Source organism: Nisaea sp. (assembly GCF_034670185.1).
GTDB lineage: Bacteria > Pseudomonadota > Alphaproteobacteria > Thalassobaculales > Thalassobaculaceae > Nisaea.
In genome coordinates, this window is record NZ_JAXMNY010000002.1 from 180,643 (window position 1) to 205,096 (window position 24,454).

At 58.9% G+C, this 24,454-nt stretch carries 25 protein-coding genes and 3 tRNA genes; 10 read left to right on the plus strand and 18 right to left on the minus strand.

The annotated features are described in order from the left end of the window. The 5 genes from secE to VOI22_RS10475 form a co-directional block, all read right to left on the minus strand. Positions 1-198 (minus strand): preprotein translocase subunit SecE, encoded by a 198-nt coding sequence (gene secE / locus VOI22_RS10455; protein WP_028464340.1) that lies wholly within the window; start codon positions 196-198, stop codon positions 1-3. A 67-nt stretch (positions 199-265) separates the two neighbouring features. Continuing rightward, positions 266-341, minus strand: a tRNA-Trp gene (locus VOI22_RS10460). Positions 342-411: 70 nt separating this feature from the next. Continuing rightward, on the minus strand, positions 412-1,602 hold the full coding sequence (gene tuf, locus VOI22_RS10465) for an elongation factor Tu (protein ID WP_323796433.1): 1,191 nt from the start codon (positions 1,600-1,602) through the stop codon (positions 412-414). A gap of 100 nt (positions 1,603-1,702) precedes the next feature. Next, positions 1,703-1,776: transfer RNA gene (locus tag VOI22_RS10470), tRNA-Gly, on the minus strand. Between the two features lie 109 nt (positions 1,777-1,885). Next, positions 1,886-1,970 (minus strand) — tRNA-Tyr (locus VOI22_RS10475). Positions 1,971-2,170: 200 nt separating this feature from the next. Here VOI22_RS10475 and rlmB point away from each other — a divergent pair. Both rlmB and VOI22_RS10485 read left to right on the plus strand, forming a co-directional pair. After that, positions 2,171-2,980 carry a 23S rRNA (guanosine(2251)-2'-O)-methyltransferase RlmB gene (gene rlmB / locus VOI22_RS10480; RefSeq protein WP_323796437.1) on the plus strand — a complete coding sequence of 270 codons (810 nt, stop codon included), beginning with the start codon at positions 2,171-2,173 and terminating at the stop codon, positions 2,978-2,980. Positions 2,981-3,130: 150 nt separating this feature from the next. Continuing rightward, entirely contained in the window at positions 3,131-4,600 is a 1,470-nt protein-coding gene (locus tag VOI22_RS10485; RefSeq protein WP_323796438.1) for a hypothetical protein, read from the plus strand. A 21-nt stretch (positions 4,601-4,621) separates the two neighbouring features. Here VOI22_RS10485 and VOI22_RS10490 read toward each other — a convergent pair whose 3' ends face one another. Together VOI22_RS10490 and VOI22_RS10495 are read right to left on the minus strand one after the other, a co-directional pair. After that, positions 4,622-5,272 carry a c-type cytochrome gene (locus VOI22_RS10490; protein ID WP_323796439.1) on the minus strand — a complete coding sequence of 217 codons (651 nt, stop codon included), beginning with the start codon at positions 5,270-5,272 and terminating at the stop codon, positions 4,622-4,624. 147 nt (positions 5,273-5,419) lie between these two features. Next, on the minus strand, positions 5,420-6,556 hold the full coding sequence (locus tag VOI22_RS10495; protein WP_323796440.1) for a zinc-dependent alcohol dehydrogenase family protein: 1,137 nt from the start codon (positions 6,554-6,556) through the stop codon (positions 5,420-5,422). On the opposite strand from VOI22_RS10495, the gene VOI22_RS10500 reads away from it, so the two are divergent. Both VOI22_RS10500 and VOI22_RS10505 read left to right on the plus strand, forming a co-directional pair. Next, a complete protein-coding gene (locus VOI22_RS10500; protein ID WP_323796441.1) occupies positions 6,555-6,740 on the plus strand; it encodes a hypothetical protein in 186 nt (61 codons plus the stop codon). The two genes, VOI22_RS10495 and VOI22_RS10500, sit on opposite strands and share 2 nt — an antisense overlap. Positions 6,741-6,891: 151 nt before the next feature. Continuing rightward, positions 6,892-7,347: a GNAT family N-acetyltransferase gene (locus VOI22_RS10505; protein WP_323796442.1), complete on the plus strand. Its 456-nt coding sequence runs from the start codon at positions 6,892-6,894 to the stop codon at positions 7,345-7,347. A gap of 20 nt (positions 7,348-7,367) precedes the next feature. Here the strand turns inward: VOI22_RS10505 and VOI22_RS10510 are convergent, their stop codons facing one another. After that, positions 7,368-8,615, minus strand: coding sequence for an FkbM family methyltransferase (locus VOI22_RS10510; RefSeq protein WP_323796443.1), 1,248 nt, complete (start codon positions 8,613-8,615; stop codon positions 7,368-7,370). Positions 8,616-9,033: 418 nt separating this feature from the next. Continuing rightward, on the minus strand, positions 9,034-9,801 hold the full coding sequence (locus VOI22_RS10515) for a short-chain dehydrogenase/reductase (protein WP_323796444.1): 768 nt from the start codon (positions 9,799-9,801) through the stop codon (positions 9,034-9,036). Positions 9,802-10,417: 616 nt separating this feature from the next. Between VOI22_RS10515 and VOI22_RS10520 the strand changes: the two genes are divergently transcribed. Beyond that, positions 10,418-11,005, plus strand: a complete 588-nt coding sequence (locus VOI22_RS10520) for a 3'-5' exonuclease (protein ID WP_323796445.1) — start codon at positions 10,418-10,420, stop codon at positions 11,003-11,005. Positions 11,006-11,015: 10 nt separating this feature from the next. Here VOI22_RS10520 and VOI22_RS10525 read toward each other — a convergent pair whose 3' ends face one another. From VOI22_RS10525 to VOI22_RS10560, 8 genes are all read right to left on the minus strand, one after another. After that, the gene (locus VOI22_RS10525; RefSeq protein ID WP_323796446.1) at positions 11,016-11,501 is read right to left on the minus strand and encodes a gamma-glutamylcyclotransferase family protein; all 486 of its coding nucleotides are present in this window, start codon (positions 11,499-11,501) and stop codon (positions 11,016-11,018) included. Between the two features lie 4 nt (positions 11,502-11,505). Beyond that, on the minus strand, positions 11,506-11,970 hold the full coding sequence (locus VOI22_RS10530; protein WP_323796447.1) for a hypothetical protein: 465 nt from the start codon (positions 11,968-11,970) through the stop codon (positions 11,506-11,508). Between the two features lie 24 nt (positions 11,971-11,994). Then, on the minus strand, positions 11,995-12,927 hold the full coding sequence (locus VOI22_RS10535; RefSeq protein ID WP_323796448.1) for an acetamidase/formamidase family protein: 933 nt from the start codon (positions 12,925-12,927) through the stop codon (positions 11,995-11,997). Positions 12,928-12,961: 34 nt separating this feature from the next. Continuing rightward, entirely contained in the window at positions 12,962-13,564 is a 603-nt protein-coding gene (locus VOI22_RS10540; protein WP_323796449.1) for a DUF2062 domain-containing protein, read from the minus strand. A gap of 155 nt (positions 13,565-13,719) precedes the next feature. Further along, positions 13,720-14,535 (minus strand): phosphonoacetaldehyde hydrolase, encoded by an 816-nt coding sequence (gene phnX, locus VOI22_RS10545; RefSeq protein ID WP_323796450.1) that lies wholly within the window; start codon positions 14,533-14,535, stop codon positions 13,720-13,722. Positions 14,536-14,552: 17 nt separating this feature from the next. Continuing rightward, positions 14,553-15,689, minus strand: a complete 1,137-nt coding sequence (locus VOI22_RS10550) for a TIGR03364 family FAD-dependent oxidoreductase (protein ID WP_323796451.1) — start codon at positions 15,687-15,689, stop codon at positions 14,553-14,555. Between the two features lie 77 nt (positions 15,690-15,766). Next, positions 15,767-16,315 (minus strand): PAS domain-containing protein, encoded by a 549-nt coding sequence (locus VOI22_RS10555; protein WP_323796452.1) that lies wholly within the window; start codon positions 16,313-16,315, stop codon positions 15,767-15,769. A gap of 220 nt (positions 16,316-16,535) precedes the next feature. Then, the gene (locus tag VOI22_RS10560) at positions 16,536-17,042 is read right to left on the minus strand and encodes a TIGR01244 family sulfur transferase (protein ID WP_323796453.1); all 507 of its coding nucleotides are present in this window, start codon (positions 17,040-17,042) and stop codon (positions 16,536-16,538) included. A 169-nt stretch (positions 17,043-17,211) separates the two neighbouring features. Between VOI22_RS10560 and VOI22_RS10565 the strand changes: the two genes are divergently transcribed. Beyond that, the gene (locus VOI22_RS10565) at positions 17,212-18,417 is read left to right on the plus strand and encodes a pentapeptide repeat-containing protein (RefSeq protein ID WP_323796454.1); all 1,206 of its coding nucleotides are present in this window, start codon (positions 17,212-17,214) and stop codon (positions 18,415-18,417) included. An 18-nt stretch (positions 18,418-18,435) separates the two neighbouring features. Here the strand turns inward: VOI22_RS10565 and VOI22_RS10570 are convergent, their stop codons facing one another. Then, positions 18,436-19,551, minus strand: coding sequence for a hypothetical protein (locus tag VOI22_RS10570; protein WP_323796455.1), 1,116 nt, complete (start codon positions 19,549-19,551; stop codon positions 18,436-18,438). Between the two features lie 192 nt (positions 19,552-19,743). On the opposite strand from VOI22_RS10570, the gene VOI22_RS10575 reads away from it, so the two are divergent. The 4 genes from VOI22_RS10575 to VOI22_RS10590 all read left to right on the plus strand — a co-directional run bounded on the left by VOI22_RS10575 (position 19,744) and on the right by VOI22_RS10590 (position 24,451). After that, a complete protein-coding gene (locus VOI22_RS10575; protein ID WP_323796456.1) occupies positions 19,744-20,985 on the plus strand; it encodes a pentapeptide repeat-containing protein in 1,242 nt (413 codons plus the stop codon). Between the two features lie 211 nt (positions 20,986-21,196). Next, entirely contained in the window at positions 21,197-21,358 is a 162-nt protein-coding gene (locus tag VOI22_RS10580; RefSeq protein ID WP_323796457.1) for a hypothetical protein, read from the plus strand. Between the two features lie 192 nt (positions 21,359-21,550). Then, positions 21,551-22,840 carry an imelysin family protein gene (locus VOI22_RS10585; RefSeq protein WP_323796458.1) on the plus strand — a complete coding sequence of 430 codons (1,290 nt, stop codon included), beginning with the start codon at positions 21,551-21,553 and terminating at the stop codon, positions 22,838-22,840. A gap of 111 nt (positions 22,841-22,951) precedes the next feature. Beyond that, positions 22,952-24,451, plus strand: a complete 1,500-nt coding sequence (locus VOI22_RS10590; RefSeq protein WP_323796459.1) for a di-heme oxidoredictase family protein — start codon at positions 22,952-22,954, stop codon at positions 24,449-24,451. Positions 24,452-24,454: the final 3 nt, after the last annotated feature.

Here is a 24,454-nt window from a genome sequence, read left to right on the forward strand (position 1 = left end):
CTAAGCCCCCAAACCCAATATAAATTTCACACCCCACGACAGCGCGCCATCGACGAGGAAAAAGAAGATAGACGCAAGCGTCACCATGATGAAAACCATCATGGTGCCCACACCCGTTTCCTTGCGGCTCGCCCAGGTCACCTTGGAAACTTCCTGGCGAACCTGCCGGACGAACTGCGCCGGAGAGACCTTTACCATCGTGATCCGTTTCTGTCAGCCGGGCTGTATAGCGCCCCGGCGGAATGAAATCAACTGTAGTGAAGCGTGGCAGGAGTGGCAGGGATCGAACCCGCAACCCCCGGTTTTGGAGACCGGTGCTCTACCAATTGAGCTACACTCCTATACCGCGCTGCAAGTTGCCGCCCCAATCTCTCATGCTGAGAGGCAGGGCGGCAGCCTGTTATTCAAATCTTACTCGACGATTTTGGCAACGACGCCGGCGCCAACGGTGCGGCCACCTTCGCGGATAGCGAAGCGCAGGCCTTCATCCATGGCAATCGGCGCGATCAGGTTAACCGTCATCGCGATATTGTCGCCCGGCATCACCATCTCGGTACCTTCCGGAAGCTCAACCGTCCCGGTCACGTCCGTCGTACGGAAGTAGAACTGCGGACGATAGTTCGAGAAGAACGGCGTGTGACGGCCACCTTCATCCTTCGTCAGGATGTAAGCCTCACAGGTGAACTTCGTGTGCGGCGTGATCGAACCCGGCTTGGCCAGAACCTGACCGCGCTCAACGTCTTCACGCTTCGTGCCACGCAGAAGAACACCGACGTTGTCACCGGCTTCACCGCGATCAAGCAGCTTGCGGAACATCTCGACGCCCGTGCAGGTCGTCTTCACCGTGTCCTTGATACCGACGATTTCGATTTCGTCGCCAACATTCACAACACCGCGTTCGACGCGACCGGTCACAACCGTGCCACGGCCAGAGATCGAGAAAACGTCTTCGATCGGCATCAGGAACGGCAGATCGATCGGACGCTCCGGCTGCGGGATGTACTTATCAACTTCGGCCATCAGCGCGAGAATGGCGTTCTTGCCGATTTCCTCGTTGCTGTCTTCCAGAGCCGCGAGAGCTGAGCCCTTCACGATCGGAATGTCGTCGCCCGGGAAGTCGTAGGAGGACAGAAGCTCACGAACTTCGAGCTCAACAAGCTCAAGAAGCTCTTCGTCGTCAACCTGATCGACCTTGTTCAGGAACACAACAAGCGCCGGAACGCCAACCTGGCGTGCCAGGAGGATGTGCTCGCGGGTCTGCGGCATCGGGCCGTCAGCGGCCGACACAACCAGGATCGCGCCGTCCATCTGCGCGGCACCCGTGATCATGTTCTTCACATAATCGGCGTGACCCGGGCAATCGACGTGTGCGTAGTGACGGGCTTCCGTCTCGTACTCAACGTGGGCCGTCGAGATCGTGATGCCACGAGCACGCTCTTCCGGGGCCTTGTCGATCTGGTCGTAAGCCGTGAAGCTTGCGCCACCGGACTCCGCCAGGACCTTCGTGATCGCAGCCGTCAAAGACGTCTTGCCGTGATCAACATGGCCGATCGTGCCAATGTTGCAGTGCGGCTTATTCCGCTGAAACTTTTCCTTCGCCATCGCGCACGTGTTCCTGCTTGATTAGGCGGCCAAACCGACATTGCGCCGAGAATGACCAGAATTGATCCCTGTGCTTGGCCTGTCCGTGGCGTCCGCGCGATGGAGCGGGTGATGGGAATCGAACCCACGTATTCAGCTTGGAAGGCTGCTGCTCTACCATTGAGCTACACCCGCCCAGCACATCGCACACCACGGCGGTGCCCGCGACTCTCATCCCGAACACCAACCAACCTCTATATTCTCGTCCCTACCCTAACACCGGAAACCGGCGTCGGAAGCAGGATGGTGGTGGGGGTTGGATTCGAACCAACGTAGGCATAGCCAACGGGTTTACAGCCCGTCCCCTTTAGCCACTCGGGCACCCCACCAATTTCCCCAAACGCCGATTTTGAAGGCCACCGAAATGGCTCAACAGGCTTCCGCGTTGGAAGGGAGTGCGAAATATGAGAAATAGACTCTGTTTGTCAACGTGAAAAACATGGCAAAAGCGGCAACGAGGGCAATTCATCGATTGGCCCCTGTTTCCTCCCGCAACATTCCGGAGCAATCCGGGCATCAGGTAGTCACCATGGCAAAACCCCAGTCCCGCAAGCCCAGCAACGCCAGACGGCACGGCAAGCCTGCCCCGAAACCCAAGGGGCGCGATATCTTATGGGGCTGGCACGCCGTCGCCATGGCTCTGCAGAATGAAAAGCGCCGGATCACCGGACTGCTTTGTACGTCGCGGAACGAGGAGGAACTCGGCCAGCGCCTGGACGCATTGACCGACTCGCGGCGCGGCGAAATCCCCGAGCCGAAGATTGTCGAGAAAGATACACTCGACACGCTTGCCGGACTGGATGCCGTGCATCAGGGGATCGCCGCTGAAGTTCTGCCCCTGCCCGACGTGGCGATTGAGGACATTCTGGAAGATGTAGGCGAGCAGTGCCTGCTGGTTCTGCTCGATCAGGTGACCGACCCGCATAATGTGGGCGCGATACTGCGCTCGGCTTCTGCCTTCGGTGCTCGTGCCGTGATCGCACCGGATCGCAATGCCGCACCGACAACGGGTGTTCTGGCAAAATCGGCTTCCGGTGCGCTGGACGCGATTGATCTTGTGCACATCACAAATCTGAGCCGCACCATGGAACAGCTGAGAGATGCCGGGTTCTGGTGCATCGGGCTCGACGGCGAGACGGACGGCACGCTGGATCGGGCCGACTTGAAGGGCCGGATCGCGATCGTCATGGGCGCGGAGGGGAGTGGTCTCAGGCGCCTGACACGCGAGAAATGCGATCTGCTCGCACGCCTGCCGACCTCGGGCCCTGTAGCGACCCTGAATGTATCGGCCGCAACAGCAGTCGCCCTATACGAATACGCTCGGCAAAATCAGGAATGAGCCGGATGCCCCTATGAGTGAAATATGTCACATGCATATCCTGTTGCGCGTTATAGAACACTCCCGTTATTCATGTTCTAATTCCATGGATAACAAGAATAAAACCGATCGAATTAAGCTTTCTTTCAGTTAAGTCGTGCAGAAAGAGTGATGGACCCGCAAAAAGCAGAAGCGCAAAGTTTCAAGGATGCCGTCTGCGAAGACGTCTCCGACTTCTATTCACGGAAGTCACGTGATGCTATCGGCCGCGCTGCCGGTCGGTATCTGCAATCCGTGCGCCTTACCCCGATGGAATTACTCCATTCGAGCCGGCATCAACGCGCTTTCAGCGATGCCGGAACCACCCTTATGCAAGCGGTCCAGAAGGCCGCCATCGCGCAGGTCAAGGGCACCAACGTCCCCGTCAGTGAACGGGTGCGCCGCCTCTATGAGATTACCGACAGCCTGTATAAGGAAGCGTTGGAGAAGCACGAAAAGGAGCCGCCGGAAAAACTCGTTAAAAGCATGATTCCGGATGTCATCGCACTTCGGGATGGCGAAAGCCCCTCTGAACAGGCCTTTCGGATTCGGGCCGCGCTGACGGCGACACTTGATGGCATCAATGACTGGATCAAGAAGTTCGAAACCCTCTACGAGCTCGGCCATGACATTGCCGGTCTCGAGGCATTCGGGCATTTCGATTCCTTCATCGCCGAAATCCTTCGCGCTCCGAATATCAGCAAGGAGATTTTCGGCGAACTGCCAACCGCCGGAGAAGAAATAGACCGCCTGCTTGCTCTTTACGATGGAGACATCGAGCCGTCCCACGCCCCCAGCAAGCCGGCGAATGCGAAGAAATTCTACACCCTCGCAAAAACCGGCTACATCCCAGAAACACGGGATGTCCTGCTGCGCATGCTGACGCTGGCACTGAATTCAAGTGGCAGGTTGACGCGCGGGGATCTTCGCACGGAGCTGGAACGGGTACGTGCGATCTTCAGGCGCCTGTCAACGCCCAACGGCTTCCTTGGCGGCGAGGATTGTGAGATTGGGCTGCAGAAACGCGAAGCGTCCCTGCTGAGCGACGAGACCATCGATCTCCTGCTTGGCGGCCGCATCGATGTCGGCGAGAAGGTTTACCTGGCTCTCCAGATACGCAAGCAGGCGATCAGCGAGAGAGGTGCGGATTATCTCTCTAAATACGTCACCTCAATCGTCGGTCAGCCGGACTTCTCCCGCGCCGTGTCCGGCAAGGAGGGATCGATTGAGGAAAAGCTCGGCTTCCTTGGCAAAGTTCACAAGGAGACCAAGGCCAACGACCTTCCCCCACGCATCGAAGACCGGATCTGCCGGACTTTGGAAGAGCTTCAGGAGGAACTGTTGGAGAGCAACGACTACTTCAAGAAGCTGGAAACACGCTCGGGATCCACAGCTAAAAAAGCCCTCATCGTGATCGATCTGATCGGCGAAGGCTCCCTGATCGGAGCCGCGACCCTGAAAACGGCACGCAAATCGGCGCACGATTTCATGAAGAAGGCCGATTTTCTGGAAAGCTATCTCGCGGATAGCGATGCCGCACAGAGCAAGAGAGCTCGCATGCAGGACCTGGAACGCCGACTGAAATCAGCCGGGCTCGCGTGACCGGACCGCCCGGCAATAAGGCTATCCGCCAACTCCCCGTTCACTTTCCAGTTTGGCCTGCCGCTGTCGGACGTCCTCCGGCCAACGACTCTTCAGAAACGCCACGAGGGCCCATATCCCCGGGTCGGCGAGCTGAATTTCGAACCCCGGCATATTATTCCTGTAACTGCGTGGCGAGAATGGCTGGCCGCCATATTTGATCACATCGAATATATCGTCATCGCTGAGGCGCCAGATCGGCGCGGTTCCGTCCAGCGGTAACCCCGGGCGGTTGCCGGACGGAAAATCGCCATCCCAGCCGGCCTGCCCTTCCAGAGAATCGCCGTGGCAGAAGGCACAGTTATCCCGGTAGAGTTTATGTCCCTGCGCGACCAGGACCTCGTCCTGCCAATCCGCATGGACCGCCGTATCCACCATCCTGCGCTCATAATAGATAGAAGCGGCCGTGATAAGCGCGCCGATCAGCGTTGCTGCCGCAAGGAAGCGCCCCTTCGGGCCAAGCTTCCGTGAGATCCGGTCGGACAGCCCCATCCCGATTACGGCTTCGTCCTCCTCGGCCGCATCGACCATCTGGCGGAGCAGTCTGTCGCTGCGCCGTTCCCCACCGGAGAAAGCCTTGGCGCGGATCCGCGCCTTGCGACGCGCACTGCGTTCGTTATCGGTACGGCTCACGATCCATCTCCGGGGCGGTCGGACAAGACACCATGCCATGGATCATACGCGATTGTAGAAATGGCTGTCATCTCACGCACTGATGCCTGTTCTCTTTTGCCCGTTCTTCCAGCGCCCGCCCCAAGGCACCGGAAGAACGAACCGCCCTCAGGCCGCGTGCGGCATCAGGATCTGCCGGATGGCCGAGCCGTCGGCAAGCCGGTCAAAGCCTTCATTGATATCGTCAAACCCGACCGACCGGCTGATCAGAGCGTCGATCGGCAACCGGCCTTGCTGATAGAGATCGATATAGCGCGGGATATCCCGCACCGGCACGCAACCGCCCATATAGCTGCCCCGGATCGCCTTTTCGTCCGATACCATCGCCGGCGGCGTGAAGCTGAAGGTGCTGTCGGCCGGCGCCAGACCGGCGACCACAAGCTCACCGCCAGCACGCAGCAATCCGTACCCGGTCTCCATCGCCGGGATTGCTCCGGCAAAATCGAACGCGAAATCGACCCCGCCGTGCGTAATGTCCCGGACCTGTTCGGCCAGGGTGGGATCCTTGGCATTGAATGTATGTGTCGCACCAAGCTGACGGGCGAGTCCCAAACGGTCGTCATTCAGGTCAATGGCGATGATCGCGCCCGCGCCAGCCACCTTGGCACCGAGCAACCCGTTCAGCCCGACGCCGCCGAGACCGATCACTGCAACGCTGTCTCCCGGCCGGATGCGGGCCGTGTTCAGCACCGCTCCGACACCGGTCATTACAGCGCATCCGAAGATCGCCGCCTTATCCAGTGGAATACTGTCGTCGACCTTGACGCAACTGCCCCGATCAATCACCGCATATTCGGCGAAACAGGAGACACCCGAATGGTGTGCTAGTGATTCTCCAGAAGCGGATTTCAAGCGGCGTCCGCCGCCCATCAGGTCGCCCTTGGCCCTGGCCACGGCATTGACCTCACAGATTTGCGGGCGGCCTTCAAGGCACCGGCGACAGCGACCGCAATTGGCACTGAACTGGAAAACAACCGGATCGCCCGCTTTCAAATCGCGGATGCCGGGGCCAACCTCGACCACCTCGCCGGCGCCTTCATGGCCAAGCACCAAAGGCACCGGGCGCGGCCGGTTACCGTTGATCACGGAAAGATCGGAATGGCACAACCCGGCGCCGATTACCCGGACGAGAATCTCGCCCGCTTCCGGCTTCGACAGCTCCACTTCCTCGACGGAAATCGGCTTGGATTTTTCAAAAGGCGCCGTCGCCCCCGACTGCCGCAATACGGCCGCACGCATCTTCATGACTGTTTCCCATTCCCGTTTTTTGCTTTGTTTTGCCGCCGGTCGGCAGCGCGGTTTTGCCGCCGGTCGGCAGCGCGGTTTTGCCGCCGGTCGGCAGCGCGGTTTTGCCGCCAGTCGGCAGCGCGGTTTTGCCGCCAGTCGGCGGCGCGGCCCGGCATTGAACACGCCGACCCTGAAAGAATGACACCAGCAGTTTACGCCGCCCCTGCCCTTGCGGCAATCGTATGACAAACCTCTCCAGGAGACCGGGCCAGGGACTGAGCGGCGTTTATGTCTCGCGTCCAGTATGCCCGGGAGCTATAGAAAACGCTCCGAAGACCAACCGGATCAGCCCCATGTCTCTCATCTTCCGCCGTGCCGCCGAGACCGATCTTCCCGCCATCATCGCCATGCTCGCCGACGACGAACTCGGACGGGAGCGAGAGGATACCAGCGTGCCCGTTGCCGACTGTTACCGGACTGCCTTCAAAGCAATCTCAGCGGACAAGAACCAGCTTCTTGCGGTCGCGGAGAAAGACGGCGCCGTCATCGGTACCCTCCAACTCACCTTCCTGCCCGGCCTTTCGCACCAAGGCCTCTGGCGCGGCCAGATCGAATCCGTGCGGATCTCCTCAGCCATACGCGGCGGCGGGGTCGGGCGGCAATTCCTGGAATGGGCCATCGCCACCTGCAAGGAAAACAGATGCGCGATCATACAGCTGACCAGCGACAAGAGCCGGTCGGATGCCATCCGGTTCTATGAAAGCCTCGGCTTCAAGGCGAGCCATGAGGGTTTCAAGCTGAAGATCTGAGCGCCTCGGTACCTCTCGGTTCAATCACGCGGCAGGCAGTAGAAGATCGACTCGTACCGGGTCATCGAATAGCTGCCAAAATAGAAATCATACCCCTCGCACATCTCCATCAGCGCAAGCGGCATTTCCCAGAGATGCCGTGTTGCATGATAAACGCTGAAAGCGAGCTTGGGGCGGTATCGGGCGATGATCGGCGCGATGTCCTTGAGGATCATCTCCTCAGCCCCCTCCACGTCGAACTTCATGAGGTCGATGCGGTCTGGAGCCATTTCCTCGACCAGCGACGTGATTTTCCGGGTCGGGAAGGTTTGGAGCTTGTCGGGGCTTCGCTCCTTCGCCTCCTGCGTCATTGAATACTCGTGGGATGCCGCCTGCCCGTCGTCATACGCGAGGAAATCGGCCACACCATCTTCGTTCGTGACGCAGTAAGGCCAGATTTCAGCGACGCCCTCGAATTGCTCCATTGCCGTGCGAACGGAGCGTGACAGGAAACGGTAGCCCAGCGGATCGATATTGATGAGCCGGCCGCGTCCCTTCATCAGCGCGGCGAAGACCGGGAGCTCAAACCCGTCGAAAACACCGAAATTCAGGACTGTATCGCCCGGAAAAACCCGCGCGTATTCGAAATATTGCTGACCCCGGAGCATTGTATTGACGAAACATTCCGCCCTATTCGCCGGAGTGCCGAGAAGCACGGACCGGTAGGCATTCTTGCTGCACTCATCAGCGAGCGCAGACCCTACAACATTGATCTGCCCTACATGCGCCTTGATCCGGTTTGGATCGTTCAGAGACGGAAACAAGTGGGGCGCGATGCTGATCTTGCCATCCTCGGCCTTGGCATGCCCGTCCCGCAGCAACATTTCCGTGGCAACGTTCGATGGCAGCTGGATAACGTCCGTACGGTCCGCCACCGGATCGCGGCCAACCATCTGGGCATACCTGGTCATGAAAACCGCGAGCCCGTTCGACGGGCAATCCGTCGCGAAAGGAAACACGAGGATACGGTCTGCCGTCCACCCTGCTGAACCGAGTTCGGCGACGCGGCGAAGCCAGTCCGGCTCGGGAATGAGGACGACATTGTCACCGGTTGGTGCCGGGACAGTTCCCTCTTCAACCACTCCTGAAAACAAGGCTCCAGGCCGGATCAGCTTGATCAGGTTGATGAGCCCATGGGTCAGCGCATCCGTGCCGTAGATCAGATACGGGCAATCCGGCATCTCTATCGGGTGGGTGATCGGCGTGTAATCGGATGCGGATGAAGTCATTGATCGCCAGGAAAACAGATTCGGTTATGAGGAGAAATACATCGTCTCCCGTTGCGCGGAAACAAATTGCCGCTATAGGGCTGCGGTCCCGGGCGATTCCGCGCCTCCATTTTCAGTGAGAGCGACGAAGGGCCAATACCTATTGCTCATCCCGCACCGATTCTAGATCCTTGATGGTGATAATGGTTCCATAGAAGGCAAAGCCTGTGGACTAAGAGGGAACACGGAAGGGACGCCCCAAAAGGGGCCCGAGCCGTCACTGCCTCCGCAACTGTAAGCGTGAGCGCTTCCAAGACGTCACTGACCAACGGCCGGCTCTGTCGCACCGGCGTCTGACGCATCTGGACCTGAACGAAAAAACGGCCTCCGAAGAGGCCGTTTTTGTTTGTGGCTGGACTGTAACTCAACAGGCCATCGCTCAGCGGTAGGTTTGCCCGCCATCGAGATCGACCACGATCCCTGTCGCCCAGCCCGCACGCGGCGAGCAGAGGAACGTCACCACGTCGGCGATCTCCTCCACAGTGGCGGCCCGGCCCAGAGGCTGGCCAGCCAGGAAATCCTGCCAGCGATCCGCATCGCCCTTCTCGTCCGCAGCCTTGGTCTTCAGCAGGGTGACAAGACGGTCTGTCGCAACCAGTCCCGGATTGACGCCAAGCACGCGCATGCCATCCGCCAGCGCGTTCGAGCCCATCGCCTTGGTGAAGGCGTTGAGCGAGGCATTGCCCGCGGTGCCGGCGATGTATTTCGGATCCAGTTTCACGCCCGCGAGACCGATGACATTGAAGATCACGCCCCCGCCCTTCTCTTTCATCAGGGCATAGAAGGTACGGGTCATGTTGATATAGCCGAACACCTTAAGGTCCCAGGCAGCCCGCCAGGTGGCCTCGTCGATGGCCTGCAAATCACCGCCCGGAATGGCGCCCGCATTGTTCACGACAATATCCGGCACCGGCAGTGCGCCGCCGAGCGCTTCCACGGCACCCGGGGCGGACAGATCCACAGGATGAATGGTGCAGGTGGCGCCTGCCGAGACCAACTCATCCCGCGCCTGCTCCAGCCGCTCTCCATCTCGGGCAACCAGATGTACCCCGCACCCCTCAGCCGCGAACACGTTCGCGCAGCCGAGACCAATTCCCTTCGATGCGCCGGTGATCAGAACGCTTTTACCTTCAAGTCCTAGATCCATCTCGATCCTCCCTGTCACTGACTGGAGCGGTCGGGCCGCTCCAGTCCAGCTTTCGAACAGTATCAGGAGGATAAAGGCACGGCGCCATGCTCCTCTCGCCAGTCGGAAAGGAAAACGGCCCAGTCAGCACCGGATGAAAGCCGGGAATATCAAGATCATATCAAGCTGCCGGCGCTTTCCACGGATCCCGCTTCGGCCATAAGAACAGCAACGAGATAAAAGCGGCATGCATTAACCGCAAGGCTAAACCCTGACCTATGCGGGGGAAAACCCGGTCTATCCATTGACCCCCATCCGATTCGGAGTCACCCTTCTCTTGTCCCATCCGGACACACGGAATCCACAACAGGGAGGTCGTATATCGCGATGGAGCCACCGAATCAGGCAACGCGTTCCTGAGAACGGAACGCGACGGCAACAAGCGGCAGCTGACGCTTCAAGTCCGCAGACATACCAAGTTTTTGAGAGCTAAACGCTCGATAGTCTGTTTTATGCAAGAAGCATGTAATCATGCTATGCCCCACTCGACGCTTATGCGCGGTGGGGCTTTGCATTTCAGCCCCTCTTATCCCGCGTCAACTGAAAACGAGCCCGGGAATCACGGATAGCCCCTGCAATGCATAAAAACCTGCGCCATGACCGGGTGCTGGTCGTCGATCTTGAGCTGACCTGCTGGGACGGGCTGCCGCCCAACGGTGAGCGTCCGGAGATCATTGAGATCGGTGTTGCCGAGATTGACCTGAAGCGGGACGAGATCAGCCGTACAGTTTCCATGCTGACCAGACCCACCGCCTCCCGCATTTCCCCGTTCTGCAACGGTTTCACAGGCATTACGGATGAAATGATAGAGGCTGATGGGATTCCTTTCGAGGATGCCTGCCGGCAATTGCGCAAGACCTACGGGTCGACGTCAAAACTCTGGGTCGGTTGGGGCAGCGACGATGCGCTGCTCGATACCGAGGTTCAGGCAAAGGGCGCCATCGATCCGGCCTCGCACTGCTACCTCGATCTCTGCCAGGTCCAGGAATATGTCCTGGCCGGGGGACGCCGGATTTCTCTCGACGAAGCATTGAAAGTGATGAAGCTGGAGCGGGCCGGAACGGCGCATCGAGCTCTCGGCGACGCTATCGATACGGCCCGCCTGTTTCTGGCCTGGCGGGAGCGGTTCGGTCTCGGCGCCTTGCCGCACGAGCACTTCGACTGAGACCGTTCTCTCAGCTCCCGTAGATTTCCCTGACCGTATTGAGCCAGAGACGATCCGCCGCTTCAGGGTCAAGCACGCCAAAGCCGGCCATATAGATCCCGGCGACCTTCAGGAACCGGTCTTTCTCGTCACGGACCCAATCCGCATAGGACCAGGTGATATCCATCGGCGCGATATTCCGCACGGCGCCGCAATAGAGAGCCCTCGCCGGCCCCGATGCGGTCTCGACTGAACATTGCTCAATGGCGAAATCGAAATCCTCGAAGAACCGGATGCGCTGATCGTCCTCACGCCCATAGTCACGCAGGAGAAGGCCTTCGACCTGCCCATCGGGAGCTTCGACCAGGGCTGGATAAGGCTCGCCTTCTACCCGAACACGGGCAAAGCCGGACAGGGTTGCCACCGTCGAGAGCCGTCCCGGATCACGACCTAGGACAAGGGAGAGCACGTCCGGATCCATCAGGGTACCGAAAAAGAAGTACGGAATAACTTTCATCGGACTAACGTTTATCCGCCAGATAGACCGTACAGCGGGTCGATCCCTCATGCCTGAACACATAGATTCCGTCTTCGACTTCCATGCGTCGTGGCCGCCGGATATCTCGTGAGCGTGCGGCACGGTAGAATTCGCCGCCGATCCGGACGAAACCACCGCCAAAGCGCCGGAACTGACCACCCCGGCATGCATCCGTCGCCGTTTTATCCAGCTCGACGACTTGCCTCAACGGCCTGCTATCCATGAAAAACATGCCGGCTTTCCGCGGGTTCTCGTAGATCGTTTTTTTAACCACCGAGACGCGTTTCATCCGCCATTTCGGCTTCTCCGCCACCCGTGACAGGTGGCGCGGGTTGGTGCGCTCAGGCGACATGCGGTCCGCCACGGACGATGAGACCGGCACAGTGCCACCGGCCGCAAGCGCAGCCAGCAAGCACGCCGTACGAACAAATCGAATGGGGTTCTTCATTTTATCACCCGTTCATCGTTCCGTTCAGCTGGCATCCGCCAGCAGGTGTTTGGCCAACATAACATGGATCCCCTTGTTTCCGTTGACCATTTGCGTGACCCGAAGGTCCGCGGCCAGGCTGCACAGCATGTAAGCTTCGGCTCGGGTACGGCTCGTACGGGCCGTGATCAGATCGAGCATCTGACGCAACGCGTCCCGGCCCGCTTCGTCCAGGTCCTCGTTGAAGGCCATGGTAATGAAATGATCCGGCGTTTCGGCGCGCGGCAGGGTCAGACTCATGTCATCCCGCACCGTCAGGCGGAAGCGGCCCTCAAGAGCGGTTTCGATGGCTGTCACGCAGACTTCGCCGTCACCCTGGGCGCCGTGCCCGTCACCAGCGGAGAACAGCGCTCCCTCGACAAAGACAGGCAGGTAGAGGGTTGTGCCCGCCACCAGTTCCTTGTTGTCCAGATTGCCGCCGTTCGCGCGCGGCTGAATGGTACTGACCCGGCCCCATACCGGCGGCGGCGCAACGCCCATTACGCCGAAAAACGGATGCAGCGGCAGCTCAAGCCCCCACGGCAGGCGACCGATATTCCGCTCGGTATCGATGGCGATGATGGAAAGGGTGATCTCGTCGAAGTCATCCGGCAACGCGCCCTTGAGCGGCGCGCTGTAATTGAAGCCCCAATCCTGCCGGACCTTCACGTCGAGAATGTCGACCTGCAGCACATGTCCGGGCTTGGCGCCTTCGACATAGACCGGGCCGGTCAGAATATGGCCAGGCAGTCCCGGGCGCACCTCGTCGATAACGGCCTGATGTTCGGGGAGAACGGTGTAGCCATCACCCGGCAAGACCGGCGTGTCACCGGAGATCGACTGGATGGTGACCTCCTCGCCCGAGGAAATCGTCAAGGCCGGAGTAAGATCTGCATCGAAGAATCCCCAATGCACCGTATCCGGACTGCTCTTGAGCATATGCCCCCGCATAGCTACCCCTTCCGTATTTGAATCAATGATGATTGTCAGCGGCCGGTTGGCCGGCTTTGAGCGCCGCCGCCTGCTTGCGTGCGGCCTTCCGATCCTGTCGCTCGCGTCGCGCGACCTTGAAGCGCTCGATGTAGATATGGCTCCAACGATACCCTATCCAGCCGCCAACGATCATCCAAGGCACGCAGCCGACGAACAGAGGCAGGCCCCATTCGTTCAGCATCGCCGTCAGATAGGTCCAGACAGCCGTAACTCCTGAGACGTCCAGACTCAGAATTGCATCCAGTCTCTCGGAAAAATGGCCGAATGCCGACAGGTTTTCCCAGCGGCCGAGCATCAGATTCCCGGTCTGCAAGAAAACATAATAGACGATCGGGACTGTGAAGACGTTGGTCGCCCAAGTCCAGGCGAGCGCCACGACCAGATTGAAGGTCCAGGACGGGCGCATCAGCCTGATCAACGACCAGATACCTACCACAATCGGCATTTGCACACCGACCAGCGGCGTCAGAGACACCGCGACACCGATACCGACACCCCGCGCCGTATAGTCCGGCAACCCCGTCCCACGGAGGATCGGAATGACGAGCCGGTAACGCAAAAGGCGGCTGAGAGGATTTATCATCGGACAGTTCAATTCGTATCGAGTGTGTCAAACGGCGTGACGGACCAGCCATAGCAACCAAGGGACGGCATCGTCACGCCACAACAGGACGATTTCATAAATCTCTTTATATTTGGTGACCGGGCCCCGCGATTACACGCCCTTACCCAGATTCTCTAGGGACGCTCGCCTTTGGCCAGCCGTGCCTCGATATCGTCCACCACGTCGAGGAGCGATGCGACGCTGTCGATCAGATAGTGCGGATTGCAGCTGCGCAGCGTCTTTTCGGCCTGGCGCTTCTTCTCCGCGAATGCGGCTTCGTCCAGCGCTTCGGTTTCTTCCAGAGACAGTCCAAAGGCATTGCCGGAAACTGTCACACCCACAGTCCAGCAACCGGCCGCGTTGCCTTCGGCAATTCCCGGCTCGGTGTCGTCCACCTTGATGCAGGCCGAGGCCGGCCAGACATCGAGATCCAGGAAACACTTGTACATCATCAGCGGAGTTGGGCGGCCATGCGCCAGATCGCCGGCGCAAACAATGTTGTCCGGCGCGTAGCCTCGATCCCGCGCGATCGGCACCAGCCTTTCCATGATCTCGCGGTTGTACCCGGTCGTGGAGCCGATCTTCATGCCCCGTCCGCGCAGAGCCGCGACCGTGTCGAGTGCGCCCGGAATGATATCGGCGAAGTCCGGAACCACATCGACATTCATCGGCACGAAGATCTCGTAGATCCGGTCGACATCGTTGTCGGAGAATGCAGCCCCGTGGGCTTGTTGCCACGCTTCAGCGATACGCGGCTGAGTGCCGACGGCCTTGATGTGATCCCATTTCGGCAGGCCCATCGGGGCCCTCGCTTCATCGATGCTGATCTCGACATCGAACGCGGCGAACGCCCGCTGGAATACTCCCATCGGTGCCCGGCTACCATGATCGACGATGGTTCCGGCCCAATCGAAAATGACGGCTTTGACATGATTGTCGGCGTTGGACATCTGAATTTCCTTTTCGATTAAGCTGCGGCCCCGTAGAGCGAGGCAATGGTTTCCTCGCCGAGGGCAAAGGCGGTGCTCATGCCAGTACCGCTGGAGACGACCAGCAGCCGAACACCGTCCTCCGGCGTGTCGATGAAAGCGGTGCGGTCCGGTGCGGACGGGTAGATGCCGGTCCAGCGCTCGATCACCCTGGGGTTCGCGAGCTGCAGCATCCGGCCGGCTTCCTCCATGATCAGATCCTCCACCACCGCTGGCGCGAATGGATCCGGCGTCGTTGCATAATGGTGTGAATCTCCGACGACGAGAGAGCCGTCCGCCCCCTGCACCACGATCAGGTGGATGCCGTGCGCCAGCCATTGCGGCTGTTCCCGCTCCAGCCGCGCGCGCAGCACCTTCGAGGCCGCGCAGCCGGTATAGCCTTCGTAGCGCACCAGGCTGAGATCCGACATGATCGCGCCCGGCAATTTCCATTCCGGCGGCTGCGGCGCGACCCGCAGCATCTGCAGCTTGCAGAGCCTGAGATTGTAGGATGCCAGCCGTTCCGGATAGAGCGTCGCGATATCGGGACCGGGGCAGACAATCACCGACTCGGCCCGGATCGTCCCCGTCGTGGTCGCCACCGTTTCCGCCGAAACACCGGTCACCGCCGTCGACCAGCGGAATTCAACGCCACAGCTGGCTTCCAGATACTGCGCCAGCCGCGGCAGGGCCTGACGCGGCTCGACCCGCGCTTCATGCGGGCTCCACAAGCCACCAAGCACAGCCTTCTGCCCCAGCATTGGCGCCTTCGCTTTGGTCTGTTCGGCCGTCAGAAGGGTGCAGTCGCGCCCCATCTCGGTGGCGGCGAATTCTTCGAGAACCCCAACCGCTTCCGGCCTTTGGGCCGTCACAAGCAATCCGTCATGCAGTACCGGTATGCCGGCCTTGGGAGCGATATCACGCCAGATCGACGCCGATTTGTAAGCCCGCTCCCATGTCTCGCCCTGTTTCTGCCCCGTGACCGTCACGAAACCAAAATTGCGGACGGACGCTCCATTCGATTGCGCGTCCCGGTCAATGATCACGACGCGCTTGCCGCGCTTTGCGGCCGCGAGCGCACTCGCAAGACCACAAATTCCCGCGCCGACGATCGCCAGATCGTAGCTGTGTCCCATATCGCCCATCCGAGTTGATCAATTCCCTGCCGATAGCATAACGGTATGACAAAGAAGTTATCTAAGCGAGTGCGGGGTCAGGCGGGATCGACGCTTAAATAGGAAAATTTCCCGGAGACATCTTCCCAGGCATCATCTGCGACGATGAAAACCCGTGGGTGGTTGGCCCCCTCACCCGCCTCGAAGATCTGGCAGGTGAGGCACATATCCGTGCGGGAGCCGTCTTTCGACAGCGGCATAATAAGCCGGGACGTCTTCAGGAGGCGGCCCTGGTCCCACATGAATTTGCTGTGCGCAACAACGGGCGCCCGGCGCTCGCACGCCAGCGTGTAAAGGCCGAGGATGAAATCCAGGTAATTCCCGCTGAGAACACTGGAAAGATCCTTTCCCGTGATATCGCTGCCGAAAAAATCCGTGAAATTCGTGCCGACCACGCGGTGACGCACCGTCCGGAGGCTTGTGTCCACGTCGGTCAACAGGCTGTAAGGTAAAAGCTTCGGCCCGATCTCTGCCGGATCAAGATCGCGCCGAAGCGGGATATCATTCCCGCCCTTTATGTCGGTCCAGTAGGCGTACATCGCGATCAGCGTTGCGTCGCCCAGAACCTCTTCCGTCTCTAATTGCAACGCCTCTAGCCCCAAAATCCGAAGCGCAGGAAGCCTGAAATGAAATCAGGCTGGTCGAGGCGACAACTTACCATTCAAATTGATTTTGTCTAAAATTTTTATCAGATTGAGTGCTCAAGTATAATTTAACTTTATTCTTGCAAAGTCATTATAACAAAATGGACTTTATTGGTCGGCTTCACACGAATGCTTTACTGCGATCTGCCGGCCAGAATTCCCCCTATCCAGCAAGTGCTTCCCTATAGCCCTCCAGCAACGGCGCCATGCCGGACAAATCGTAGCCCTCCCGTGCGGCCGCAGATGTCACTTCAGCGATGGATTTTCCGTGAAAACACACCTGCGTAAGGGCCCACAGGATTGTCGAGCGGGTCCCGCTGCGGCAAAACGCAAAAACCGGCCCGCCAGCCGCCTCCATCGCCGCATGATGCTGCGTGACCAGTTCCGGAGATAATGTCGGCAAGGTTATCGGGATGAAAACATAGGACAGGCCCGCGGCTTCCGCGGCGGCCTTGAGCTCGGCATCTTCCGGCTGCCCCATTTCCTCGCCGTCGGGGCGATTGTTGATAATCAACTTGAACCCGAGTCCCGCAATCTCACTCATTTCCTGCTGGAGAACCTGGCCTTTTGCGGCATAGTTTTCGCTGATCTGCTTAAAATCCATCGGGTTCAACCCTCCTGCTTTTATTGAATTCGGGAGACGCCCCACCAGAGGTTCACCCAGCGGCATTCGTCGATTTCTTCCTGAATAGGGAGACTCATGTCAAAGCCCCGACCACCCTAGTCCAGAGGCTAGTTCAATATGAAACCCGATCTGGTATATAAAAATCTCCAGCAAACAACCATACTGTTTGCTTAGTGCCCGGCCAGCATCAGATCATCCGGGTTTGGGGGACTCTATGACCTCAGGGTCACTAGATCAGCATCTTCTGCAGGAGGATGCCCAAAAATTCATGGGCGCCTATCTTGCCGAGCACAAAAAATGGCTCCAGCGAAAGCCCGGAGGCAAGCAATGCGACCTGTCCCGCCTGGATTTAAACGGCATTGACCTCACGAACGCTTTGCTCGCCCGCGCCATTCTGGTTGGCACCCAACTGCAGAATGCCACGCTTGAAGGCGCCGACCTCAGCGAATCAGACATGTTCGGCGCGAAACTGCAGGGCGCCAACCTAAAGCGCGCGAAACTGAAGCGCACAATCCTGCGCGGGGTTAATCTGAAGAATGCGGATCTGTCTCATGCGAATCTGGAAGACGCGGACTTCCGGGGTGGGCTGGTGCTTGGAAACTCCCCCGACGAACGCCTCGGCATGGAGCAAAGCGATCTGAGCGAATGCCTTATGGATTTCGCCCGCGGACAACGCGCCAAACTTTCAAATGTCGATCTCAGCGGCGCAAGCCTGCGGGAAGCGAACCTGAAGGGCGCGGAGCTGTTCGGCTCGGACCTGTCGAATGTCGATCTGACCGGCGCCAATCTCGAAGATGCGGATCTTTCCGATACCCGGCTGACGAACGCCAAACTTGAGCGGACGATCCTTAAAGGTGCCCGCCTGGCAAACAGCATGGTCAGCGAAGACGCGCTGGCAAAAGCGGAAATCGATTCGGATGCGCTCGACCAGATCAACAACCTGAAACTCAGCATCGATCTGGATACCACTGGCGACTTCAAGTCCCTGCCGCCGGAACTGCGCACCGCCCTCGCACAGCACTTCGAATGGCTGCAATCGAATGGCGTCCGCGGGTCCCGCGCGACCATAAAGTCGATGTCGCTGCGGAAACTGAAGCTGCGCCGGCAAAACCTGACCGGAGTGGCATTATATTCCTGCGATCTGAGCGATGCGGACCTGTCCTTCGCAAATCTGGTGCTGGCGGATCTCGAGAAGTGCAACCTGATGAATGCAAACCTGGCAGGCGCGCTGATGTTCGGCACCAATCTCAAAGGCGCTTTCATGAGCGGCGCGGACCTGTCGAACGCCCATGTTGGCGCAATGCCGATTTTCGGGGCCGACGGCAAGCGGACCGGGAAAGTGCGCAAGACCGATATGAGCGCGGCGAACCTCAATAATGTGAAGTTCGAAGGCGTCGATATGAACGGTATCGTGAAGTAACTTCGGCGCGAAGCGGCTTCAGAGCTTCGGAACGCCGCGCAAATCGCTATGCTGCAGGCCCGCGAATACCGCGCTCCCGTCCTTCATATGCGTGTTCACCTTGGCATTGTAGCAAATGTGCTCGAAGCCATGCTTGTCGACGATCTTGATCTTCTGGTTGCGAAAGCGCGCTTCGTCGCGCGGCCCCGTCAGGTAGAACCGGCTCTCTTCGACTTCATTGCCAAAGACTTTCAGGTTTTTGAAACCGTCCAGGACCTTGTTCGCCGCCAGCACGTAGCGTTGCGTGGTCCAGGGCTCCGGGCCCTCGGCCAGATTCACGCAGTCCCCGACCAGAATCTGGTTCGTCCGCGCCTTGCCTATCAGGCGCGCCACATTGATCGTTACATCGCCGACGATGTATTCGTGCCTGGCGACATATTTCGGGCTCGGCTCATAGAAGACGTAATGGCTTCCGCCACTCAGAGCCATGCGGAGTTCCGGCAGAGGCATTTTCTCCGACATTTCACGCTGCAGGCTCTTGTAGTAGAGCGAGAACAGCGTCATCAGCACGAACAGGCTGACATCCTGGTTGAGCCCCATCTCCAAGTTCCAGACGTAATATCCGTCACCCGTTGTCGAACGCCCCATCTCCATCGGCAGGCCAGCACGATGCAACGTCGCCTCAGCGAGGGACAGACTGAACTTCAGTGTCGAGAGATGGCTCGCCTGCTCTTCGGGCGTGTGTTTCGAAAACCCGACCACATCGATCAGGAAAACCGTACGGAACGGTGCGAAACCAATCGAATAGCGCGACATGACGGATTCGACATCGTCGTGGGACAACCCGTTTGGCCCGCCTCCAATCGAGAAATCCAACCTGATCTCGGTCGGCTGGACACCGACGAACTGCGTGACCTGCTTGAATTCTTCATCGCCCAGATGGCGAGGCCCTTCAAAAACCCGGCTTATCGGGTCCTTCAGTTCAAACAAGCGGGTCTTCGGCAACAGGATGAGTTCAAGCCCCTTACCCGACGGACGCCAGGCCACAACCGCGTTCGAGCCGAACTGGGACAGCCCGAACAGCAACTGGTTCAGTGACAGGCGCAGGTCGTCGCGCCGTCCGGAAGCCTGATGTCCCTGGGTATCGCCGTGCATGGATCTTCACCTTGCGTAAAGGAATCACAATTACACTATGTCATTGCTTACTGGGCGGAAACTCCATTGCACTCAAACGCTTTGGGGTTGTCCCACTGAATCCTGAGTCTCTCTTTCCGAGGGTTTCAGCACCGGATTAAAAACAATACTCCGAGCTAAACTCGGAAAAGACCTGGGACACTGAATGAAGTCATGACCGTGGCATTCGACAACACTGAGTTCAAATCGCTTCCCGAAGAGTTTATGGCGGCGGTTAAATCGCACCATACCTTTCTCACGGGGCGTCCAGGTGGATTGCGCCTGAAGAACGACGATCTCGACGCATCTCATTGTCGTCTCGACTATATGTCCCTGATACAAACCATCCTGCCATGTGCCGAGTTTTCCGAGAGTTCATGCATAGGGACCGACTTCAGCGAGGCAGACCTGTACGGATCGAATTTCGCCTGGGCAAATCTGCAAGGCGCGATTTTCAATAAAACGGATGTCCGAGGCTCCAATTTCGTCATGGCCGACCTTACCGGCGCCACGATGACGAACGCCGATCTCCGGCCCGGTCAGATCGTCCGCTGGTCCGGCAATAGCGGTGATGGTCCCGTCAACACGAACCTCGACAGCGCCAACCTGAGCGATGCCAACCTGAAGGGCGCCGACCTTGAGGACGCGAATCTGAAAAACGTCCGCGCGATCGGAACCATGTTTGCCGATGATGACATGCACGCAACGAACATGGCCGGCGCGATCCTGGATGGCGCCGACCTGTCCGGCTCCAAATTGCGTGGCGCTGTGCTTGCCGGTGCATCCGTCAAGGGAACCAATCTGAGCAACTGCGATCTCTCCGGGGCAAACCTGCGCAATGTGGACCTGTCGAAGGCGACCCTCCACAACACCAACCTCGACGGCGCCATCACATTGGAGAACGCCGCGGATCTTCCGGACGACATCGCTGAAATCATCCGGCAGCATAGCCAGTGGATTATCTCGGACGGCGAAATCGGTGAACGGGCCGACTTCGGCGGAATGGATCTGAAGAACCTCGCATTGACCGGCTGCGATCTGCGCGGTGCTACGTTCGCCAAAGCGCAGCTCGAAGGTACGCAATTCAATCAGTGCGAATTGATGCTGGTGAATTTCGCCGGAGCGGAACTGAACCGAGCAAGCTTCGTCGGGGCAACATTGCGCGGAACGAATTTCGCCAAAGCGAGTCTGGTCGAAGCCAAGTTCCTCGGTGCCCGGCTTGAGGTCGCTGAAATCTACAATGCACAGCAACAGCGCACCGGCAAATCAATCCCCGTGATATTCAACGGCGCAGTGTTGCAGGGCACCGATTTCTCCCGGGCCAAGATATCTGGCGCTAACTTTACCGATTCGATACAGTTCGGAACGATTTGGACTCATGCGAAAATCGAGAATTGCACCGGCATTCTCGGTTAGACCGGGACAGATGACGGCAAACACAAATAGACCTGCTTCCAGCGAGCCCCTCAACCGGCGCGAATTTTCACGCCGGGAGTCATCCCTGTCTGGCCGACTGTCTCAGACTCCGGATTTTTCCAAATCCTGGGCGGTGAAAGTCACCAACATCTCACTCACAGGCATGCTCCTCACCGGGGAAATACCGCAAATTTCTCCAGGGCCGCTTTATGTGCGCCTTGACGGTATAGACGTCACTATCGATGCACTGTTCATCATGCAGAGCGAGGGAGGATTGCGGGTCAAGATCACTCTCGACGATCTCCAATTGGCCGAACTGGTCATGCATTCAGAGATCTATACCTCCCTGGTTCTCGGGGCGATTCCGGACTAGCGCCTCTCAGCGCCAGCGCAGCTAGAATAGCTCAAAATATCAAACAAACACCTGATTTATATCATTTTTAAAGAAGACCAATTTAGTCACTTATTTGTTGTTGCAATTGAGAATGACTTTCAATAAGGTCCCTTCATCGACGTCGGAACCAGCGAGACGGAGATCTCGCGGACGGTCTTTGGAGAACCAGATATGCGAACGAAATCACTGGCAAAAATGGCGGTTGCGGCCTTCGCAATCGCAGGCGGTCTTTCCGCCGCGACGGTCCAAGCAGACGACATGAGCGCGAAGAAAGACATCATCAAAACCTATTCAAACATCGCGGCCGCCGCCTACGGGGACTCCCTGGCTGGCGCCAAGAAACTCCAGAGCGCTATCGCAGCGCTCGTCGCCAAGCCGACTGACGCTACCTTGAACGGTGCCCGCAGCGCCTGGATCGAGGCCCGCGAGCCTTATCAGCAGACCGAGGCTTATCGCTTCGGCAATGCCATCGTGGACGATTGGGAAGGCAAGGTGAATGCCTGGCCGCTGGATGAAGGCCTGATCGACTACGTGCAGACCGACATCTACGGCGCCGAGTCGGATGGTAACCCCTATTATACCGCCAATGTGATCGCCAACCCGAAGCCGACCATCGCCGGAAAGGTGCTGGACGCCACGAATATCGACCGATCGCTCGTCCGGTCGCTGCATGAGATCGACGAGATCGAGTCCAATGTCGCGACCGGCTATCACGCCATCGAATTCCTGCTCTGGGGCCAGGATCTGAACGGCACCGGGCCTGGCGCCGGCACCCGTCCGGCCTCGGATTTCGATACGAATAACTGCACCAACGGGAACTGCGCGCGTCGCGCTGCCTACCTCACCACAGCGACCGACATGCTCGTCGATGAACTGGCATGGATGACGGCACAGTGGGCCGATGGTGGCGCCGCGCGCACCGGCCTTGTCGATGGAGACGCAGACAAGGGCATTGCCACCATTCTTACCGGCATGGGCAGCCTCTCTTACGGCGAGCTGGCCGGCGAACGGATGAAGCTCGGCCTGATGCTGCACGATCCCGAGGAAGAGCATGACTGCTTCAGCGATAACACCCATCGCTCGCACTACAACGACGCCCTCGGTATCCGGAACGTTTATCTCGGCGAATACAAGCGGACCGACGGGTCTGTCGTGAAAGGTGCGAGCCTCTCCGCTTTCGTCTCCGGCAAGGACAGCAGCGCGGACAAGGAACTGCGCGCCGCTCTCGATGCCACCATGAACAAGATGACCTCCCTCTCCGACACTGCGGAAAAAGGGGAGCGTTATGACCAAATGCTTGCGGAAGGAAACACACGGGGGAACGAGATCGTTCAGGCCGCTGTGGATGCCCTTACCGTGCAAACCAGGTCGATCGAGCGCGTCGTCGCAGCGCTCGGTCTGTCAGCCCTCGAATTTGAAGGCTCTGACAGTCTAGACAATCCGGGGGCTGTTTTTCAGTAACCGGTGCGGCACCAGCATATCTCTCCCACTCAAAGGGGACGGCTCACGCCGTCCCCTCTTTTCTGTTCGAGTTTCTATTCCAGTCGGGCCACTTTGCGCTAGAACCGGATCATGCTGAACCGACCAAGACTATTGTCCTGCGCGCTGCTTATCTACTGCACCTGCCTGTCCATCGCTTTTGCGGAGACGGAACAGGACCGTATTGCCAGGATCACTGCGCCAACTTCCGATTTCTCCAAACCGGAGAAGTACGAGATCATGCAGGCTGGCGCCGCCACACACCGGAAACGGATCAACGGCGACGCCTTCTCCCATCCCTCCGCGAACATGGCCTTCGACCGCCGGCTCTATTTCGAGCTCGGGGACGGTATTTTCAAAAAGATGTGGGTCAGCTCGCCCGCCAGCACTAAATCCTCGGACGGTCTGGGGCCGCTCTACAATGCGCGATCCTGCCAGCGCTGCCATCTGAAAGACGGGCGCGGTGACGCGCCGGACGGCCTGCAGGCCGAAAGCGGCTCGGTCGCCCTGCTGCTCCGCCTCAGCATCCCGCCACAAAACGACGAAGATCATGCCAGGCTAGATTCGGGTGCGGCGACTTCCATTCCCGATCCCATCTACGGCGGGCAGCTGCAAAACTTCGCAACACCGGGCCAAACGGCGGAAGCAGCCGTCACCGTGAATTACGAGGAAATCCCTGTGCCCCTGTCTGATGGCACAGTCGTCTCCCTTCGCAAGCCGGTGATCGCCCTTAGCGCGTTGGGCTACGGCCCTCTCCGGGACGACCTGATGATCTCCCCGCGCATTGCCTCTCCGATGATCGGACTCGGCATGCTCGAGGCTCTTGCGGTTGAAGACATCCTGAGCTGGGCCGACCCCGATGATCGCGACGATGACGGCATTTCAGGACGTGGCAACCGGATTAACAGCAAACTGGCCCAGGAAGTGATGCTTGGCCGGTTTGGCTGGAAAGCCAATCAGGCGACCCTCAAGGATCAGGTTACCGATGCCTTCTCCGGCGACATCGGAATTTCCTCCAGCCTTCACCCGGGGAATGCCGGTGATTGCACACCGGCCCAGATAAACTGCATCAACGCCCCGGACGGCGGAGACGCAAAAAGCGGCAATGTGGAAATCAACGATCATCTGCTGGACCTCGTGACCTTCTACAGCCGCAACCTCGCAGTCCCGGCCCGACGAGACGTCAGCAATCCCGGCGTGCTGGCCGGCAAGAAAGTATTCTACGAAGCGGGCTGCATTGCCTGCCATCGGCCCAAATTCGTCACCCCGCGCGACCCTCTGCGGCCGGAACAATCCTTTCAGTTGATCTGGCCATACACAGACATGTTGCTGCACGATATGGGGGACGGGTTGGCCGACAACCGACCTGACGGATTTGCCGATGGCCAAGAATGGCGTACGCCGCCGCTCTGGGGCATCGGCCTGACAAAAACCGTCAGCGGACACACGAACTTTCTGCACGATGGCCGCGCTCGCAGCCTGCTTGAAGCCATTCTCTGGCATGGCGGCGAAGCGAACGACGCACGTAACCGGGTAATCGCCCTCCCGACCGGGGATCGCGAGAACCTTCTCCGTTTTCTCAACTCGCTTTAGGCG

Coding starts and splice junctions, on each gene's coding strand:
- secE (WP_028464340.1), bottom strand. CDS start 198: ATGGTAAAGGTCTCTCCGGCGCAGTTCGTCCGGCAGGTTCGCCAGGAA.
- tuf (WP_323796433.1), bottom strand. CDS start 1,602: ATGGCGAAGGAAAAGTTTCAGCGGAATAAGCCGCACTGCAACATTGGC.
- rlmB (WP_323796437.1), top strand. CDS start 2,171: ATGGCAAAACCCCAGTCCCGCAAGCCCAGCAACGCCAGACGGCACGGC.
- VOI22_RS10485 (WP_323796438.1), top strand. CDS start 3,131: ATGGACCCGCAAAAAGCAGAAGCGCAAAGTTTCAAGGATGCCGTCTGC.
- VOI22_RS10500 (WP_323796441.1), top strand. CDS start 6,555: ATGACTGTTTCCCATTCCCGTTTTTTGCTTTGTTTTGCCGCCGGTCGG.
- VOI22_RS10495 (WP_323796440.1), bottom strand. CDS start 6,556: ATGAAGATGCGTGCGGCCGTATTGCGGCAGTCGGGGGCGACGGCGCCT.
- VOI22_RS10505 (WP_323796442.1), top strand. CDS start 6,892: ATGTCTCTCATCTTCCGCCGTGCCGCCGAGACCGATCTTCCCGCCATC.
- VOI22_RS10510 (WP_323796443.1), bottom strand. CDS start 8,615: ATGACTTCATCCGCATCCGATTACACGCCGATCACCCACCCGATAGAG.
- VOI22_RS10515 (WP_323796444.1), bottom strand. CDS start 9,801: ATGGATCTAGGACTTGAAGGTAAAAGCGTTCTGATCACCGGCGCATCG.
- VOI22_RS10520 (WP_323796445.1), top strand. CDS start 10,418: ATGCATAAAAACCTGCGCCATGACCGGGTGCTGGTCGTCGATCTTGAG.
- VOI22_RS10525 (WP_323796446.1), bottom strand. CDS start 11,501: ATGAAAGTTATTCCGTACTTCTTTTTCGGTACCCTGATGGATCCGGAC.
- VOI22_RS10530 (WP_323796447.1), bottom strand. CDS start 11,970: ATGAAGAACCCCATTCGATTTGTTCGTACGGCGTGCTTGCTGGCTGCG.
- VOI22_RS10535 (WP_323796448.1), bottom strand. CDS start 12,927: ATGCTCAAGAGCAGTCCGGATACGGTGCATTGGGGATTCTTCGATGCA.
- VOI22_RS10540 (WP_323796449.1), bottom strand. CDS start 13,564: ATGATAAATCCTCTCAGCCGCCTTTTGCGTTACCGGCTCGTCATTCCG.
- phnX (WP_323796450.1), bottom strand. CDS start 14,535: ATGTCCAACGCCGACAATCATGTCAAAGCCGTCATTTTCGATTGGGCC.
- VOI22_RS10550 (WP_323796451.1), bottom strand. CDS start 15,689: ATGGGACACAGCTACGATCTGGCGATCGTCGGCGCGGGAATTTGTGGT.
- VOI22_RS10560 (WP_323796453.1), bottom strand. CDS start 17,042: ATGCCGCTGGGTGAACCTCTGGTGGGGCGTCTCCCGAATTCAATAAAA.
- VOI22_RS10565 (WP_323796454.1), top strand. CDS start 17,212: ATGACCTCAGGGTCACTAGATCAGCATCTTCTGCAGGAGGATGCCCAA.
- VOI22_RS10570 (WP_323796455.1), bottom strand. CDS start 19,551: ATGCACGGCGATACCCAGGGACATCAGGCTTCCGGACGGCGCGACGAC.
- VOI22_RS10575 (WP_323796456.1), top strand. CDS start 19,744: ATGACCGTGGCATTCGACAACACTGAGTTCAAATCGCTTCCCGAAGAG.
- VOI22_RS10585 (WP_323796458.1), top strand. CDS start 21,551: ATGCGAACGAAATCACTGGCAAAAATGGCGGTTGCGGCCTTCGCAATC.
- VOI22_RS10590 (WP_323796459.1), top strand. CDS start 22,952: ATGCTGAACCGACCAAGACTATTGTCCTGCGCGCTGCTTATCTACTGC.